Raw genomic sequence first — 14,432 nt, forward strand, 5'->3', positions numbered from 1 at the left:
CCGTCCGCGGCTGGGCGGCGAGAATCCCGCTCAGCCTCGCGCCCGGGGTTGACGGGGCGCTGACCCGCTCCTGATGTGCGGCGGGGCCCGCGGGCGGGGGCGTGTCAGCGCAGGCCGGTCTCGAAGGCGTAGATGGCCGCATGCACCCGGTTACGCAGCCGCAGCTTGTTCAGCAGGTTCTGCACATGGGTCTTGACGGTGTGTTCGGACAGCGTCAGCGACTGGGCGATCTCGGTGTTGGACAGTCCGCGGGCCACGAGGTCGAGGATCTGGCATTCGCGGCCGGTGAGCTGCTGCGGCGGTACGTCGGAGACGGTGGGCGCGGTGCGGGGCCGCGCGGGTGCTTCGGCGGCGGCGGGCAGCGGGCCGCGGGTGAGCGAGTAGCCGGCGGCGGCCAGCGAGACGGCGGCGGCCAGTTGCTGCGAGGTGGTGGTCACCGGCAGATGGCCGTGCAGGACGGCCGCGGGGCGCGCGCCGGGTTCGGCCCCGCCGACGGTCAATACCCGTATGCCGGGGTCGATGTGGCCGAGCAGTGCGTCGACCTCGTGTTCCTCGCGCATGCCGTGGACGACGAGCACGTCGGGCGTGTGCGCCCGCAGCGCGGCCAGGGCCCGGGGGCCCGGCTCGTCCTCCCCTATGACGCTGATGCCGCCCTGCCCGTCGAGCAGGGAGCGGATCCCGGCCCGGGCGAGCGCGTCGGCGCCGACGAGGAACAGCCGTACTCCGCCGGTCTCGGTGGCCCCGCCGGGCAGCATGCGCAGCACGGAGGCTCCGCCGTGCGCAGGCGCCGTCCGGCCGAGGCCGGTTCCCGCGTCCGTTGTCATGGCCTGCCCCCTTTCCGCGCTTGTGGTCACCAAGCCCGGTCACGCTATCCGCCGGCCGGCGGGCGGCCCGGGCTTCTCCAGCCGGCTTCGAGGGTGCGCTGAGCTGTTCCGGAGGGCAGGCGGCAGGGGCCAACCTGCCAGTGCTGTACGCGCGGCATCGACGCCCGGCGCGACCGGCTCTGCTGCTGCGCCGTCGGCCAGTGCGCTGCGTTTTCACAGGTCAACGCCGATCTATGGGTCCGTGGAAATCCGCTGGCGTCCGCCTTTGGCGGGTCCGGTTGCCGTCAGCGTTGCCGTCAGAAGACGTCTACTGCCGGGAGAGTCCAGCCGGATCGATTGCGATCGGGAACGGGGCGTCCAAGGTGGGTGATCGCTCCCGCGAGTGCCGTGGTCCGCTCCACGTAGCAACCGCCCTGCAATTCGTAGATGACGAGCATGGGGGCACGTACCGCGAATGGACGTCGTCCACTGAGGAATGCGGTGCGTACCGGGCGGTGCTGAGTGGCAGCCCCGGTGCCCGGTCTGCAGCTGCCCTCAGGTGTTCTGAGGGGCTTCGTCCTCGCCGAGCCGTCGATCGAGGTCACTCGTCCATTGCTGGGCCCATGTTCTGAGCTCGGTGATCTGCTCCTCGGTGAGGCCGTAGGAGGCGAATTCCTCGTCGTCGTACCAATCGGCGCCAGCGAGGCGTTCGCGCAGGTCCTGGCGGCGGAACTCGTCGCGGCCGTGCCGTTCGCCCAGTCGCTCGAGCTCGGTGGCCGCGTGGTGGGCGGAGGCGGCGTGGACGTCGATCAGGTCGCGGACCGCGCCGCGGTCGGCGAGGGCGCGGACTTTGGTGCCGATGACGTCGTCGAGGGCGAGGACCGGGCCGTACTCGGTGGTGAGCGGCGAGGCCCACAGGTTCTCCTTGAGGACGTCCACCTCGCAGTCCTCGCCGCTGTCAGGGTCGGTCGCCAGGAGGCGTGCGGACAGCGGGTCCACGCCGATCATCGTCACGTGCCAGCCCCGTTGGGTCAGTTCCTGGCGGAGGTGCTCGGCGATGTCCGCCATGGGGGCGGGGTTCTCTGTGGCGACGTCGAGGTCCTGACTGATCCGGTCGACCAGCCCGTGCGCCTGGACGGCGTACCCGCCGGTGATGACCAGCGGGTAGGGGGTGCCGATTGCCAGGACGTCGGACAGGAGGCGGCGGTGCAGTTCGCTGAGGTTCACGCGGCGGCGGACGCCTCGTGGGCGAGCTCGGGGAAGGCGTCCTCCCACACGTCGCGAATGTGCCTGCTGACCAGAGTGCGAAGCACCGGCCACTGGGAGGCGAGCAAGTCCCGGTTCAGGAAGGTGGCGAGGTCACGGTGCTGGCCCTCGGCCAGGACGGTCCGGTAGAGACTCATCCGCTGGCGGGGCCGGTCGAGGTCGTACGCTCGCAGGCCGGACCAGGCGACATGGAGGGGGAGCTCGACCTGCCCGTGCACCGGTCCGGTCAGTTCGTCCAGACGGCTGGGCAGCCGGCCCGCGTACCGGGCACGCAGCACATCGGCGGTGGCGGGTTCGGGCGAGCGGGAATGCTGCGGATCCATGCCCGCCATTATTCCTCCGTTTCATCGAGTCCGTCGAAGACCGGGTGACCGGACCTCGGGGCCCGTCAAGGCCGCCAGGTCCGCAGCAGCGCGACGGTGCAGTGCGGGTCGTAGAGCTCCCCCGCCAGCACGACCGACTACTCGCGCGTCGGGGCGACGGAGGCACCGCCGGCCTCGAGGTACATCACGGTGACGGCGCAGGCCGCGCTGAGGTTGGAGCGCTCGAGCCAGCGCAGCCGGCCCAGGGTGTGCACCAGCGCGGCGGCCCAAGCGTAGACACCTCCGCAGACGGGAGTCTCGAGCAGTTCGGCCCGATGCCGGGCGACGGCGGTGATCGGCGCGCCGAGGTCGTCGGGGGCGGGGTCACGGTGGCCGGCGCGCTCGGCGACTTCCAGGATCCAGGACAGGTCGACGTACTGTCGCCCTCCGGGCATGCAGTCCGCACTCCCCGCCCCCCGCCCCTGCACCAGACCAAGTACCTGTGGTACGGCCACGGCTGGGGCGACACGCTGAGCACGGTTGCGTTCGCCGAGCCACCCACACCCGTGAATGCGCCCTACTCTTTCGCGAATTGAGGGCCCGGCGGATCACCGCTGGAAACACCGACGGGGTCCGTCTCCTGAAGGTAGTGAATTCCGGGCGCGAAACCGACTCCCGCAGACTCGACCCGTTCGTTCATGGCGAAATTATTGAATCAGTCTCATACCATGAATCACCCCACCGTTCCAGTTGCGAGGCTTGGCGGTCGGTGATCTGCTTGATAAAGAGCGCCGCAACAATAGCGGAAGAAGGCGGGATATATGGTCGCCGTCCTGACGATGGACAGGTTGCGCTGCGAAGACCCCCAGGATTCTTCAGTGGATGAAATAATGATCCAGGCCAACGGCAGGCAGGTCTGGCCTTTCACGGGGTTTTTCTCCATCGGGGCAGGACTGGAGGTTCCGCTGGGCGTCGATTTCGCCTTCAACGGCGAAGTCACCGTTGTCCTCTTCGACCAGGAAGACATCGGATCGGATGACGACTTGGGCGGCGTCATCATTTCCGAGGGAGACACAGACGGTCCAGCGTCCTTCAATATCACGGGACCAGGCTTCCATTACATCCTCACCTACCGAGTAAAGATGCTCGCCTGAGAGGCCGGGAGGCGAAACCATGGGAGAAAAGTCCGTGAAGGTAACGAAACTGCGGTGCAACGAAACCGACGACGACGAGGTCGATGAGCTCTTCATGTTCCACAACGGGAACAGGATATGGCCGCCGTCAGGAATATTCTCGATGACACAGGCCACCGAAGTACCGATGAACATCCTCCAGGATTTCGGTGCTGGGGAGTCAATGCGATTCAGCCTGCGGGACGACGAAAGCCCACTCGGTTCCGACTCTCTCGGTTTTGTGGACATATCTCGCTTCGAGCCCAACGGAGAGCATTTCAAGGACTTCTCCGGCGGTGAGGGCGGATCCTACACGCTGACGTATCGTATGCGGGAGGTTTCCGAATAGATCCGAAGACGCCGCCGGCTTCTCTTTCGGAATCAGGGCCGGATCAGCGAGAGTGGCCCCCACGCCGGGCGCGTGGGGGCCACCCCCGTCCCTCGGATACGGAGGCATGGGCGCCAGGCAGGCGACCCCTGCTCACCGGTGGCATCGGATTCCCCAGTGCGGTGGGAAGCGAAAACAACAAGCGGAGTCGCCTCACTCCACGTTGAGGCTCTGTCAGTGGCCTCGGTGCCCGTGTTGCGGATCGCGGAACTGCTGGGCGGGGCCGGGCTCTTCGTCACCGCGCGTGTGGTGCAGGAGCCGGAGGGGCGGGTGACGCGGCGGTACGCCTGCCTGCTGGCCCGTAAACCGGGCCGCGCCGAGCCGCGCTGAACGAACGTGTCCGGCCCGGTGGTTCAGGGCTGGTGGTGGGCCATCGCCGCGAGGAAGCCGGGGTCGAGCATGGTGCGGGCCGAGGTGTCGTCGGCCGGGTCGAGGCCGGCGTCGTGGCAGGCGACGGAGAGCAGGTAGCGGCGGCCGAGGGCCGGGTGGGTGGCGAAGGCCCATTCGCCGCGGGAGGCGGGTGAGCCGTCGGGGGCCAGCAGCCGGCCGCTTCGCAGGCCGAAGCCGAATTCGGTGAAGCCCAGCCGCATGCCCTGGCCGAGGGCCTTGGTGTAGGCCTCTTTGAGGGTCCACAGGCGCAGGGTCTGGGCGGTCTGTTCGCCTTCGGGCAGGGGGGCGAGTTCGGCGGCCTCCGTGGGGGTGCACATCTGGGCCTGGAGGAGGTCGAAGCGCATGCGGCGGTCGGCCGGTTCGGCGTCGACGCCGATGCGGCCGTGGCGGCTGAGTCCGACGGCCATCAGGTCACCGGTGTGGGTCAGGCTCAGGTCGATCTGGTCGAAGCCGCGCAGGTAGGGGCGGCCGCCGAGCCGGTAGGCGAGGTCGAGGGTCTCCGGTTCGACGCGCAGGGCCGCGGCGGCGGTGTACTTCATCAGCAGGCGGGCGGCGAGGAAGCGGTAGCGGACGGTCGCGTCGGGGATGCGGCGGTAGCGGGTCCAGTCGCGGCCCAGCAGCCGGCGCAGGCCCGGGGCGGTGAGGGCCGCGGGCAGCCATTCGCCCCAGGTGGTGTGCACGACCGCGTTGCCCAGTCGGGTCAGGTTCTCGTGCACGCCCTGCCACGGCCCGGCGGGCCGCGGTACGTGGATCGGTGTGCTGATCCTCGGCTCGTCCATGACTGTCCCCTTCCCCTCTCCCCATTTCCCGTCCGTTTCCCGGCTGCGGGATCCGGACGGCGGTGCTATCCGGCGAGCTGTGTGTCGTACAGGTCGAAACTGCGGTGGTCCCGGTAGCGCGCGAGTACCTCTTCGAGGACCGGCGGTGTGGTCCCGTCGGGAAGGTCGGGGACCGGGACGCCGAGCCTGCGGCCGATGCGGGTCAGGGCGAGGACGGCCCAGGCCGGGTCGGACAGGAAGGTGTCGGTGCCGTCCTGGCCCTGCCATACGCCCAGGCACGCGGCGGCCGCCAGGACCAGGACGTAGCGGTCGGCGAGCGCGCAGGCGCGGGGATCGACGAGGGCGGCACGGGCGATGTCCGGCAGGGCGGCGCACTGTTCGCGCAGGGCCCGCATCTCCTGGACGAACGCGTCGGCGAGGTCGGCGAGCGCGGCGCAGGCGGCTCCCGTGGCGCGCAGCGGGCCCAGGCGTTCGGCGCTGCCGATCAGGGACGCGGTCAGGACGTCCTCGCTGCCGGAGAGGGTGAGTCTGCGGTAGTCGAACGCCGGCAGGGGCGCCGAGGGCAGGAACAGCCGGCCGGCCGGTTCGTCGGTGCGGAACCACGAGCGCTGGGCCAGGGTGCGCAGTTGGGGGACGATCACGGCCTGGCAGGCGGCGGTGCCTGCGTGTCCGAGGCCGGCGACGGGCAGGTCGCGTACGAGTTTTTGGAAGCCGCCGTAGCGGGGGCCGCGGTCGTAGCCGTGCGCGCCGAGGACGGTGGAGAGTTCCTCGAGGTCCTCGCGGAGCAGGTCGGGCATGGTCATCTTGACGGCGGCGGCGAGCAGGTGGGAGCTGTCGGGCAGCAGGCTCAGGGCGCGCAGTCCGGTGACGGCCATGGCGTCGCAGGCCAGCAGGTCGGCGAAGACGCCGGTCAGCACGGTGTGCCAGCGGCGGGGCGGGACGCCGGCGGGCCGTCCGGTGGTGGCGGCGCGGACGGCGAAGCGCAGCACGCTGTCGACGCCGGCGACGACGGTGGCGGGGATGAGGCAGCGGTTGACCTGGTAGGTGCGCAGGGCGAGGGGGATGCCGTCGCCGAGGGAGCCGACGAGGGTGTCGGCGCCGGCGGGGCAGTCGGTGAACGACAGGCCGGAGAACCGGCTGCCGCGCATACCCGGGGTGAGGGCGCGCGGCAGCCGGTGCAGGCCGCCGGGCGGCAGCTGCTCGGGGTCGAGCAGCAGTACGGAGTGGCTTCGTGGGCCGGTCGAGGTGGCGGTGCGGGCGTACATGACGTAGGCGTCGGCCCGGTCGGCGTTGATGACGACGTCTTTGCATCCGTCGAGGACGAAACCTCCGCCGGGGGCGGAGCGTGCGGTGAACTCGTCGCGCAGGATGGCGTTGGCGTGGGCGAGTTCGTGGTGGAGGATCGGGGTGCGGCCGCCGGCCAGGAGCACGCGGGCGGCCTGTCGGCGCTGGTGTTCGTCGCCCGCGGCCCATACCGCGGAGGCGCCGAACAGTGAGGTGATGCCGTGGCCGAAGCCGAGGGCGACGTCGCGCCGGAAGACGGGCCGCAGGACGCGGGCGAGGATGTCGGGGCGGATCAGGCGGCCGCCGAGTTCCTGGGGGACGAATTCGGCGGTCAGGCCTGCGTCGGTGAGCAGCGCCTCGGTGGCGGCGGGCACTTCGCGGCGGTCGTCGGCGGCCAGCAGGGCGCCGTAGCCGTGCGGGTTGCGCAGGTCGTCGGGGTCGCCGAGGAGTTTCTCGAGCCAGGCGGCGCGTTCGGCGGCGCCGGGCGGGGCGCCGCCGGGCGCCCGGGGGCCGGTTGTGGGCCCCGGGGCGCTCCGGCGGTGGGCGGCCGCTGCCGGGGCGGGCGCGGGCCGGCCTGCCAACGGGACGCGCCCAGGCGGTTCCGTGCCCGGCGCGTCCGGGGAGGTGCGGGGGTCGTGGCCGACTGTCGTCGAGGCAGGTGCAGTCACCGGATGTCCCCGAGGGCGCCTCGCTCGGTGGGGTGGAGACGAATCCGACTCCGCAGAGCAAAGGGCGAATTGCCGTCAGAGTGATTCTCCGTCTGCCAGGGAGGTGTCGCGTTCAGCATCCAAGCGGTGCACGATCTCTGAATTGAGGGACCGGCGGGCGGACTTGGCCTGAGTAGTGAGCCACCGATGGAGGTCGGCGGGAAGCCGGAGCGTGATGCGTACTTCATGATCCATACCTCAATCGTAGTGGTAGCTTGGTGTCATGAAGACACCACGCGAGTCCGGGGAGACCGGGCACGCCCGGTACACCTACCGGCTGCGTGTGTCATCCACGGCGCTGACCGGCCTTGAAGAAGAGTGGGCGCGTTGCCGGTGGATTTGGAACGAGTGCTGCGCCCGGTCCAAGAAAGCCCACGCCGAGGACGAGAAGTGCGGTCCGGCACGGCTGGACAAGATGCTGACCGAAGCCCGCAGCCGCAACACGTGGCTGCGGTCCGGTTCCTCGGTCCCGCAGCAACAGGTGATACGCGACTTCGGAAAGTCCCGTGCCAAGGCGCTCAAAGACATCAAGACCCGGTTGCCACTGCGGCAGCGTGCGGGGATGCCGAAGTACAAGAAGAAGCGCTCGACCGACCCGACGCTCAACTACACGCGGCGCGGCTTCCGCGTCAAGGACGGCAGGCTGCATCTGGCGGGCGGCATCGTCCTGGCCGTGGTGTGGTCCCGTGTCCTGCCGGCCCTCCCGTCGAGCGTGCGGGTTTACCGGGACAGCATCGGTCACTGGTATGCCTCTTTCGTAGTCCCCGCAGAAACCCAGCCGCTCCCCGAGACGGGTGCGGTGATCGGAATCGACTGGGGCGTGAAGGAGACCGCGACCACCACCAGCGTCGCCCATGACCTGCCCCATGCCCAGCACGGGCGCAAGGCCGCTGCGAAGCTGGCGCACTACCAGCGGATGACGGCCCGCAGGAAGCCCCCAAAGGGCAGATCCGGCTCGCGGGGATACCGGGCGGCAAAGAAGCTGACGGCGAAGCTGCACAAGAGGGTTGCCCGCCAGCGACAGGACACCGGCCGCAAGTGGGCCAAGTCGGTCGTGCGCGACCACGACGCCCTCGCCGTGGAGGATTTCACGTCGAAGTTTCTGGCCAGATCCACCATGGCCCGCAAGGCTGCCGACGCGGCGATCTCCGCGACGAAGCGCGAACTGATCAACGCAGCACGCAAGCACGGACGCATCGTGCACCTTGTGAATCCCGCGCACACCACCATGGACTGTGCGCGGTGCGGAGCGAGAACCAAGCACGCGCTACCTCTCTCAGAACGTACCTACACCTGCACCGTGTGCGGAGCCGTATCCCCCAAAGACAAGAACTCCGCACACGTGATGCTGGTCCGGGCTGGTCTCAACCCGGCTGGTGTTGATCGTGCAAGACCTGACGGGTCGCCGGCCCGCAGGCAACGTGAGCCTGGAATCCCCGCCCTTTAGGGAGGGGAGGAGTCAAAGGACGCGGACCGCGCTCTCCGCGTGCTTCTTGGCGAGGGCGAGGGTGGCGCCGCTGTTGCGGCCCAGGGCCTCGCGGACGTAGCGGCGGGCGGTCTGCACGTCGGCGTCCGCGCCGAGGACGGACTCGATGTTCTCGGGGCGCAGCACGACGCTGTGCTGCGAGGTGACGGTGACGCCCGTCTCGTCGGGGACGACGGACCATTCGCCGGTGTGGGCCGACATGAGCAGCGGGGTGGCGGTCTGCTTGTAGACGATGCGGCCGGCGTGCGGGAAGCAGATGCGCACGGACTCGGTGGTGTGGGTGGAGCCGTCGGAGGTGACGGTGTCCATGGCCATGATCTGCACGCCGGGCTGGTCCTCGGTGAGGTCCAGGCGGGAGACGTGCGGGACGAGTTCGGGCCAGTCGGCGACCCGGTAGAGGAAGTCGTAGACGAGTTCGGCGGGGCCGTTGACGCGGACGGAGTCCTCGAAGGACAGGACGAGGTCGTCGAGGTGGGACCAGCGCTCGGCGAGCTGCTGCAGGTTGGCGAGTTCGGCGCGGCTGTTGGTGTCGGTGGCGCGCTCGACCCAGGCGACGTCGTCGGGGGCGTCGTCGGCGACGGTGAAGTCGTGCAGCAGGGTCAGTTTGGACCGGTTGGCGCCCAGGGAGTCGACGATCCAGGTGCCGCCCATGGACTTGACGGGGGTGGCGGGCAGTTCCTGGCGGAACTCGATGCGGCGCTGCTCGGGGTCGAGGACGCGGCGGGAGGTCCAGGACTTGACTTGTCCGTTGGCGGTGGCCCACATGCGCAGGCGCTCGCCGGTGCCGTCGAACTCGAGCCGTTCGACGTGGACGTTGGGCGGGAAGAACAGCGGCCACTGGACGGCGTCGGAGATCAGGCCGTAGACCACGCCGGCGGGCGCGGCCACGTTCACCTCGTGCGTCGTGCGGTGCACTCGCTCAGCGGACATGTCTCAACCTCTTTCGAAAAGGTCACTGTTCATGGGTCGGGGGGCGGGTTGCCCGGGCGGGGTGTTCCCGGGGCGGCGGGGTCAGAAGTGGCCCAGGCCGCCGCAGACGTTGAGGGCCTGGGCGGTGATGGAGGCGGCGTGTTCGGTGGTGAGGTAGCCGACGAGGGCGGCGACTTCTTCGGGGGTGGTGTAGCGGCCGAGGGGGATCTTCGCCTCGAACTGTTCCTGTACGTATTCCTCCGTGGTGTCCCAGGCGGCGGCGTAGCCCTGGCGGACCCGTTCGGCCAGTGGGGTCTCGACGTAGCCGGGACAGACCGCGTTGACGGTGATGCCGGCGGGGGCGAGTTCCTTGCCGAGGGCTTTGGTGAAGCCGACGACGCCGTGTTTGGAGGCGGTGTAGGGGGCGCCGAGCAGGACGCCCTGTTTGCCCGCGGTGGAGGCGATGTTGATGATGCGGCCCCAGGAGGCGTCGGCGAGGCCGCCGTTCTTGAGGACTTCGCGGGTGAGCAGGAAGACGCTGTTGAGGTTGGTGTCGATGACGTCGTACCAGAGGTCGTCGGCGATGTCGGCGGTCGGGCCGCCGCCGCTGCGTCCGACGTTGTTGACGAGGACGGTGATGGGCCCGTAGGTGTCCACGGCGGTGCGGACCAGGGCGGCGACGGACTCGCGGCTGCGCACGTCGGCGGCGGTGCCCTCGGCCTCCAGGCCTTCCTCGCGCAGGTCCTCGACGGTCTGTTTGACCTCCAGTGCGGTGCGGGCGCAGATGAAGACGCGGTGTCCTCGGCGGCCGAGGTCGCGGGCCACGGCGAGGCCGATGCCGCTGGTGGCGCCGGTGACCAGGGCGACCGGCGAGGAGGCCGGCAGCCGTGCGGGCTGTGCCGACGGTGCCGGTTGTGCGCTCATCGGGTTGCCTCCTTCTGCGGTGCGCCGACGGTGGTGTCGAGGTTGTCCCGGTCCGCTCGACGGTCGGAAGAGGGCCGCTCGAGGACGGCCTCAGGTGCGCTGTGGGGCGGCTGTCCGGGTGTCGGGGAGAGGGGGCGCAGTGCCTCGTCGAGGGCGCGGGGGGTGAGCAGGCCGCCGTGGGCGGCGAGGTAGCCGTCGGGGCGGATCAGGGCCCAGGCGCCGGCCGGGAGGCCCAGGGCGCGGCGCAGTGCGCCGTCGGGGTCGGGCAGCGGGCGGGGGCCGGGGGTGCGGGTGTCGCCGACGGTGCGGACGGACAGCCAGGCGCCGTGGCGGGTGGCCGCGTCGGTGGCGGTGCGGACGGGGGTGCCGGTGGTGTCGTGTGCGCCGGGTGCCACGAGCAGGGTCCAGCGCACGTCGCGCAGTTCGGCGGCGAGGGCGCGGGGTCCGGGCGAGTCGGGCCTGTGGGCGGTGGCGGTGGCGACGCGTTCGCCGGGGGCGGGCACGTGGCGGCGCCGGGGCACGAAGACGGGTGCGGCGACGGGGGCGGCGACCGGGACGGGTTCGGGTCCGGCGCCGGTGGTGAGCGGGCTTGCGGCGTACTCGATGCGCAGTCCGGACATGCCGCCGAGGACCTTGCGCTGGATGGCGCGGCGCAGCGCCGGCACGGCGCGTACGACGGTGAAGACGGCGGGCAGGGCGAGGGAGGCGAGGGCGTTCTTGAGCGCCACGAGGAAGGTGGCGGTGCGGGTGGAGCCGAGGAGCGCCTTGCCGATGGGGACGCGTTCGGTGCTGTAGGTGTCCAGGAGCTGTGCGGGGGCGTGGCCTTGGTGGACCATGGCGATTTTCCAGGCGAGGTTGTACGCCTCCTGGATGCCGGTGTTCATGCCCTGGCCTGAGGCGGGGCTGTGCACGTGGGCGGCGTCGCCGGCGACGAAGACGCGGCCGTCGTGCATGCGGGGCACCATGCGCTGCTGGAAGGTGAACACGGAGGTCCACTCGGGGTCGCCGACGTGGACCGGGTGGCCGAGGCCGGCGGTGAGGCGGGCGGCGATGCGGTCGGCGGCGCCGGTCGCGTCCGCGGTGGCGGGGGCGGTGTCCAGCAGCCGCCAGTGGCCGGTGCGGGCGTAGGGCACCATCATCAGGGCCTGTTTGCCGGTGTGGACCCAGTAGATGCTGTCGGGTTCGAGGTCGGTGCGTACGGGGGCGTCGGCGAGGATCCAGGTGTCGCGGCTCTCGCCGATCAGCGGCAGGCCGAGCTGTTTGCGTACGGCGCTGTGGCCGCCGTCGCAGCCCACGAGCCAGGGTGTCTCGCAGATCTCCTCGGTGCCGTCGGTGTGCCGCAGGGTTGCTCGTACCGTGCTGTGGTCCTGCTCGAGGCCGGTCAGCCGTACGCCCCATTCGATCTCGACGCCGAGCCGGGCGACGGCCTCGCGCAGGACGGCCTCGGTCCGGGTCTGCTCGATGATCACGGTGTAGGGGTGGCGGGTCGGCATGCTGCTGTAGTCCGCGTCCAGGCGCACCAGCCGGCGGCCCTTGGCGTACATGGTGAACGCCCGGTTCTTGCGGCCGTTTTCGATGACGGGGCCGACGGTGCCCATCTGGTCGAGGGTTTCCAGGGTGCGCGGGTGGACGGCGACGGCCCTGCTGGTGCGGGCGGGGCCCGGGGCGGCGTCGACGAGGCGTACGGCCAGGCCCCGGCGGGCCAGTTCGTGGGCGGCGGTCAGGCCGACGGGGCCGGCGCCGGCGACCAGGACGTGGGGCCGCAGGTCATCGGACACCGGCCGCCTCCAGCGGGGTGTCTGCGTTCTCGTCGACGTACATGGCCGGCTCCGCGGTCACCAGCGGCTTGAGGTCGGCGACGATGGCGGCGAAGCCGTCGCTGCTGACGGCGGCGCGGTGGTCGGCGGCGCTGTTCCACACGGCGATCTCCAGGTGCACGTTCTCGGATCCGAGGGCGCGCAGGTTCTGGTGGCTGATGTAGCCGGGCTGGGCGGACATGTAGGCGGTGAGCCGGGCGCGGACGGCCAGGAAGGCGTCGTGGTCGCCGTGCACGGTCAGCTTGTTGACGAAGGTCACCATCGGTCTGCCTCCTGCGACAGGGATACGGAAAGGAGCGGGCTGGACGGGCGGGTGCCGCGGGCCGGCGGTCAGGCGGCGGCTTCCGCGGCGGCGCGGGTGCTCAGCCGGCGGCGCAGCTCTTGGCGGCGGGGTTTGCCGGTGGGGGTGCGCGGGACGGCGTCGAGGGCTTCGACGCGGCGGATGCGTTCGAAGTGGGCGAGGCGGGAGTTGGCCTTCTCGGTGATCGAGTCGAGGACGTCCAGGACGGCGTGCGCGGCGTGCTGCGGGGGGCCGGGTGTCTCGCGCAGCACGATGCCGGCCCATGTGACGGCGCCGTGCACGGCGTCGGGCCAGCCGACGACGACGCATTCGGCGACTCTGGGGTCGTCGGCGAGGACGCGTTCGACGGCGGTCGGCGAGACGAGTTCGTTGTCGTACTTGAAGACGTCGCCGAGCCGGTCGACGAGGTACAGGACACCGTCGGCGTCCTCGTAGCCGATGTCGCCGGTGGAGAACCAGCCGTCGGCGTCGATGCGTGAGGGTTCGTCGTCGTCGAGGTAGCCGGCCATCACCTGGGGGCCGCGGACCTGGACCTCGCCGGTGGCCCACACGTCGACCACCTCGCGCGAGTCGAGGCCGACGATGCGGCTCTCGGTGCCGGGCAGGGGGCGGCCGACGGCTCCTTTGCGGGAGTGGTCCTCGATGCTCTGGTTGTGGCAGAGCGGGGAGAGTTCGGCCATTCCGTAGCCCTGGATGACGGGGACGCCGAGGGCCTCGTGGAGTGTGCGGGCGGCGGCGGGCGCGAGGGCGGTGCCGCCGGACATGACGGCCGTCAGCCGCGGGGCTGCGGGGATGCCGTCGCGGGGTGCGGTCAGCCGCGGGTCGGCGGCGAGCCGGTGCAGGCGGGCGGGCAGCCCGTAGTAGTGGGTGGCGCCGGTGCGGGCGGCCAGGGCGAGGGAGGCGATGGGGTCGCCGTCCTGGCACAGCACTTGTGAAGCTCCCGCGTACACCGCCGAGTTGAGGTGCATCACATGGAACAGCGGCAGGTGGTTGAGGGTGACGGATGCCGGTGTGAGGCGGTGCGCGAGGGCGATCTGCGCCGCGTTGGCGACCAGGTTGCGATGGGTGAGCCGCACGCCCTTGGGGCGGCCGGTGGTGCCGGTGGTGAACTGCACGCACACGACCGCGTCGAGGTCGGTGGGGCCTGCGCCGAGGCCGGCCGGGCCGTCGGGGACGCCGTCGAGGGCGATGTGCAGGGGCAGCGCGTCGGCGGGGACGACGCCGTCGCCGGCGTCGGTGACGATGATGGTGTGCAGGTCCGGCAGCCGCTCGCGCATCTTGGTGAGCAGTTCGGCGGTGGCCGAGGGTACGAACGCGATCTCGATCGCGGCGGCGGTGAACGCGTGGTGCAGCGCCCCCTCCCCCACCAGCGGGTTGACCAGGGCGATGGTGTGGCCGCTGCGGCTGGTGCCGTAGTAGGCGGCGGCGAAGCCGGCGTCGAGGGTGTTGGCGACGCCGATGGTGGTGCCCGGGCGGCCCGTGGCGTGCTGCAGGTAGTGGGCGACGCGGTCGGCGCGGGCGTCGAGTTCGGCGTAGGTGAGCGTCTGCTGCCCGCAGGTCAGTGCGGTGCCGTCGGGGTCCCGGACGGCGGCCCGGCGCAGCAGTGCGTCCAGGGGCAGTTCCGGATGGGTGAATCGCGGCACGGCGGGGGCCTCCTCCGGGTGGCTTTGCGCTGCTGGCCGATCGAGGTGTCGGGTGCCACGCTGTGCGGCCGTGCTCGAGAAACCGTCGAAGTCCGCTCGACGGGCCCTCGGCGCTGTGCGGAGCTCCGGCCCCGGGCGCCGGGGCGGGCCGCCGGGTGCGAGCGCGGCTCCAGCGGTATGCGGGTGCGCCTCCATCGGAGGCGGTCACGTTGGGCGGCGTTACTCACTGCCTGCGCACGGACCTGGGTCGTGTCCCGAGCC

Annotated in this window: 16 protein-coding genes; 4 read left to right on the plus strand and 12 right to left on the minus strand. The window is 71.1% G+C overall.

Annotation, left to right across the window (positions count from 1 at the left end):
- Positions 1–104 precede the first annotated feature (104 nt).
- From ACIQ7Q_RS29905 to ACIQ7Q_RS29920, 4 genes are all read right to left on the minus strand, one after another.
- A complete protein-coding gene (locus ACIQ7Q_RS29905; protein WP_403868815.1) occupies positions 105–824 on the minus strand; it encodes a response regulator transcription factor in 720 nt (239 codons plus the stop codon).
- Positions 825–1,358: 534 nt separating this feature from the next.
- Positions 1,359–2,030 (minus strand): nucleotidyl transferase AbiEii/AbiGii toxin family protein, encoded by a 672-nt coding sequence (locus ACIQ7Q_RS29910; RefSeq protein WP_403868818.1) that lies wholly within the window; start codon positions 2,028–2,030, stop codon positions 1,359–1,361.
- Entirely contained in the window at positions 2,027–2,392 is a 366-nt protein-coding gene (locus ACIQ7Q_RS29915; RefSeq protein ID WP_403868821.1) for a hypothetical protein, read from the minus strand. The genes ACIQ7Q_RS29910 and ACIQ7Q_RS29915 overlap by 4 nt, the downstream gene beginning before the upstream one ends.
- A gap of 137 nt (positions 2,393–2,529) precedes the next feature.
- Positions 2,530–2,826, minus strand: a complete 297-nt coding sequence (locus tag ACIQ7Q_RS29920; protein ID WP_403868824.1) for a fic family toxin-antitoxin system, toxin component — start codon at positions 2,824–2,826, stop codon at positions 2,530–2,532.
- 366 nt (positions 2,827–3,192) lie between these two features.
- Between ACIQ7Q_RS29920 and ACIQ7Q_RS29925 the strand changes: the two genes are divergently transcribed.
- The 3 genes from ACIQ7Q_RS29925 to ACIQ7Q_RS29935 all read left to right on the plus strand — a co-directional run bounded on the left by ACIQ7Q_RS29925 (position 3,193) and on the right by ACIQ7Q_RS29935 (position 4,261).
- Entirely contained in the window at positions 3,193–3,525 is a 333-nt protein-coding gene (locus ACIQ7Q_RS29925; protein WP_403868827.1) for a hypothetical protein, read from the plus strand.
- A 19-nt stretch (positions 3,526–3,544) separates the two neighbouring features.
- Positions 3,545–3,892, plus strand: coding sequence for a hypothetical protein (locus ACIQ7Q_RS29930; RefSeq protein ID WP_403868830.1), 348 nt, complete (start codon positions 3,545–3,547; stop codon positions 3,890–3,892).
- 216 nt (positions 3,893–4,108) lie between these two features.
- Positions 4,109–4,261 carry a hypothetical protein gene (locus ACIQ7Q_RS29935; protein WP_403868833.1) on the plus strand — a complete coding sequence of 51 codons (153 nt, stop codon included), beginning with the start codon at positions 4,109–4,111 and terminating at the stop codon, positions 4,259–4,261.
- 23 nt (positions 4,262–4,284) lie between these two features.
- Here the strand turns inward: ACIQ7Q_RS29935 and ACIQ7Q_RS29940 are convergent, their stop codons facing one another.
- The 3 genes from ACIQ7Q_RS29940 to ACIQ7Q_RS29950 form a co-directional block, all read right to left on the minus strand.
- Positions 4,285–5,100 carry a 4'-phosphopantetheinyl transferase family protein gene (locus ACIQ7Q_RS29940; protein WP_403868837.1) on the minus strand — a complete coding sequence of 272 codons (816 nt, stop codon included), beginning with the start codon at positions 5,098–5,100 and terminating at the stop codon, positions 4,285–4,287.
- Between the two features lie 65 nt (positions 5,101–5,165).
- Entirely contained in the window at positions 5,166–7,052 is a 1,887-nt protein-coding gene (locus ACIQ7Q_RS29945; RefSeq protein ID WP_403868840.1) for an acyl-CoA dehydrogenase, read from the minus strand.
- Positions 7,053–7,127: 75 nt separating this feature from the next.
- The gene (locus ACIQ7Q_RS29950) at positions 7,128–7,286 is read right to left on the minus strand and encodes an Arc family DNA-binding protein (protein WP_403868843.1); all 159 of its coding nucleotides are present in this window, start codon (positions 7,284–7,286) and stop codon (positions 7,128–7,130) included.
- Positions 7,287–7,314: 28 nt separating this feature from the next.
- Between ACIQ7Q_RS29950 and ACIQ7Q_RS29955 the strand changes: the two genes are divergently transcribed.
- Positions 7,315–8,538, plus strand: a complete 1,224-nt coding sequence (locus ACIQ7Q_RS29955; RefSeq protein ID WP_403868846.1) for an RNA-guided endonuclease InsQ/TnpB family protein — start codon at positions 7,315–7,317, stop codon at positions 8,536–8,538.
- Positions 8,539–8,550: 12 nt separating this feature from the next.
- Here ACIQ7Q_RS29955 and ACIQ7Q_RS29960 read toward each other — a convergent pair whose 3' ends face one another.
- The 5 genes from ACIQ7Q_RS29960 to ACIQ7Q_RS29980 form a co-directional block, all read right to left on the minus strand.
- Positions 8,551–9,507 (minus strand): aromatase/cyclase, encoded by a 957-nt coding sequence (locus tag ACIQ7Q_RS29960; protein WP_403868849.1) that lies wholly within the window; start codon positions 9,505–9,507, stop codon positions 8,551–8,553.
- Positions 9,508–9,588: 81 nt separating this feature from the next.
- Entirely contained in the window at positions 9,589–10,410 is an 822-nt protein-coding gene (gene fabG / locus ACIQ7Q_RS29965; protein ID WP_403868852.1) for a 3-oxoacyl-ACP reductase FabG, read from the minus strand.
- Positions 10,407–12,188, minus strand: coding sequence for an FAD-dependent oxidoreductase (locus tag ACIQ7Q_RS29970; protein ID WP_403868855.1), 1,782 nt, complete (start codon positions 12,186–12,188; stop codon positions 10,407–10,409). Before ACIQ7Q_RS29970 ends, fabG begins: the two co-directional genes overlap by 4 nt.
- Complete coding sequence (locus tag ACIQ7Q_RS29975) at positions 12,178–12,489, minus strand: antibiotic biosynthesis monooxygenase family protein (RefSeq protein WP_403868858.1); 312 nt, start codon at positions 12,487–12,489, stop codon at positions 12,178–12,180. The genes ACIQ7Q_RS29970 and ACIQ7Q_RS29975 overlap by 11 nt, the downstream gene beginning before the upstream one ends.
- A 68-nt stretch (positions 12,490–12,557) precedes the next feature.
- Positions 12,558–14,171: a class I adenylate-forming enzyme family protein gene (locus ACIQ7Q_RS29980; RefSeq protein ID WP_403868861.1), complete on the minus strand. Its 1,614-nt coding sequence runs from the start codon at positions 14,169–14,171 to the stop codon at positions 12,558–12,560.
- Positions 14,172–14,432 lie beyond the last annotated feature (261 nt).

The organism is Streptomyces sp. NPDC096176, assembly GCF_044763255.1.
GTDB lineage: Bacteria > Actinomycetota > Actinomycetes > Streptomycetales > Streptomycetaceae > Streptomyces.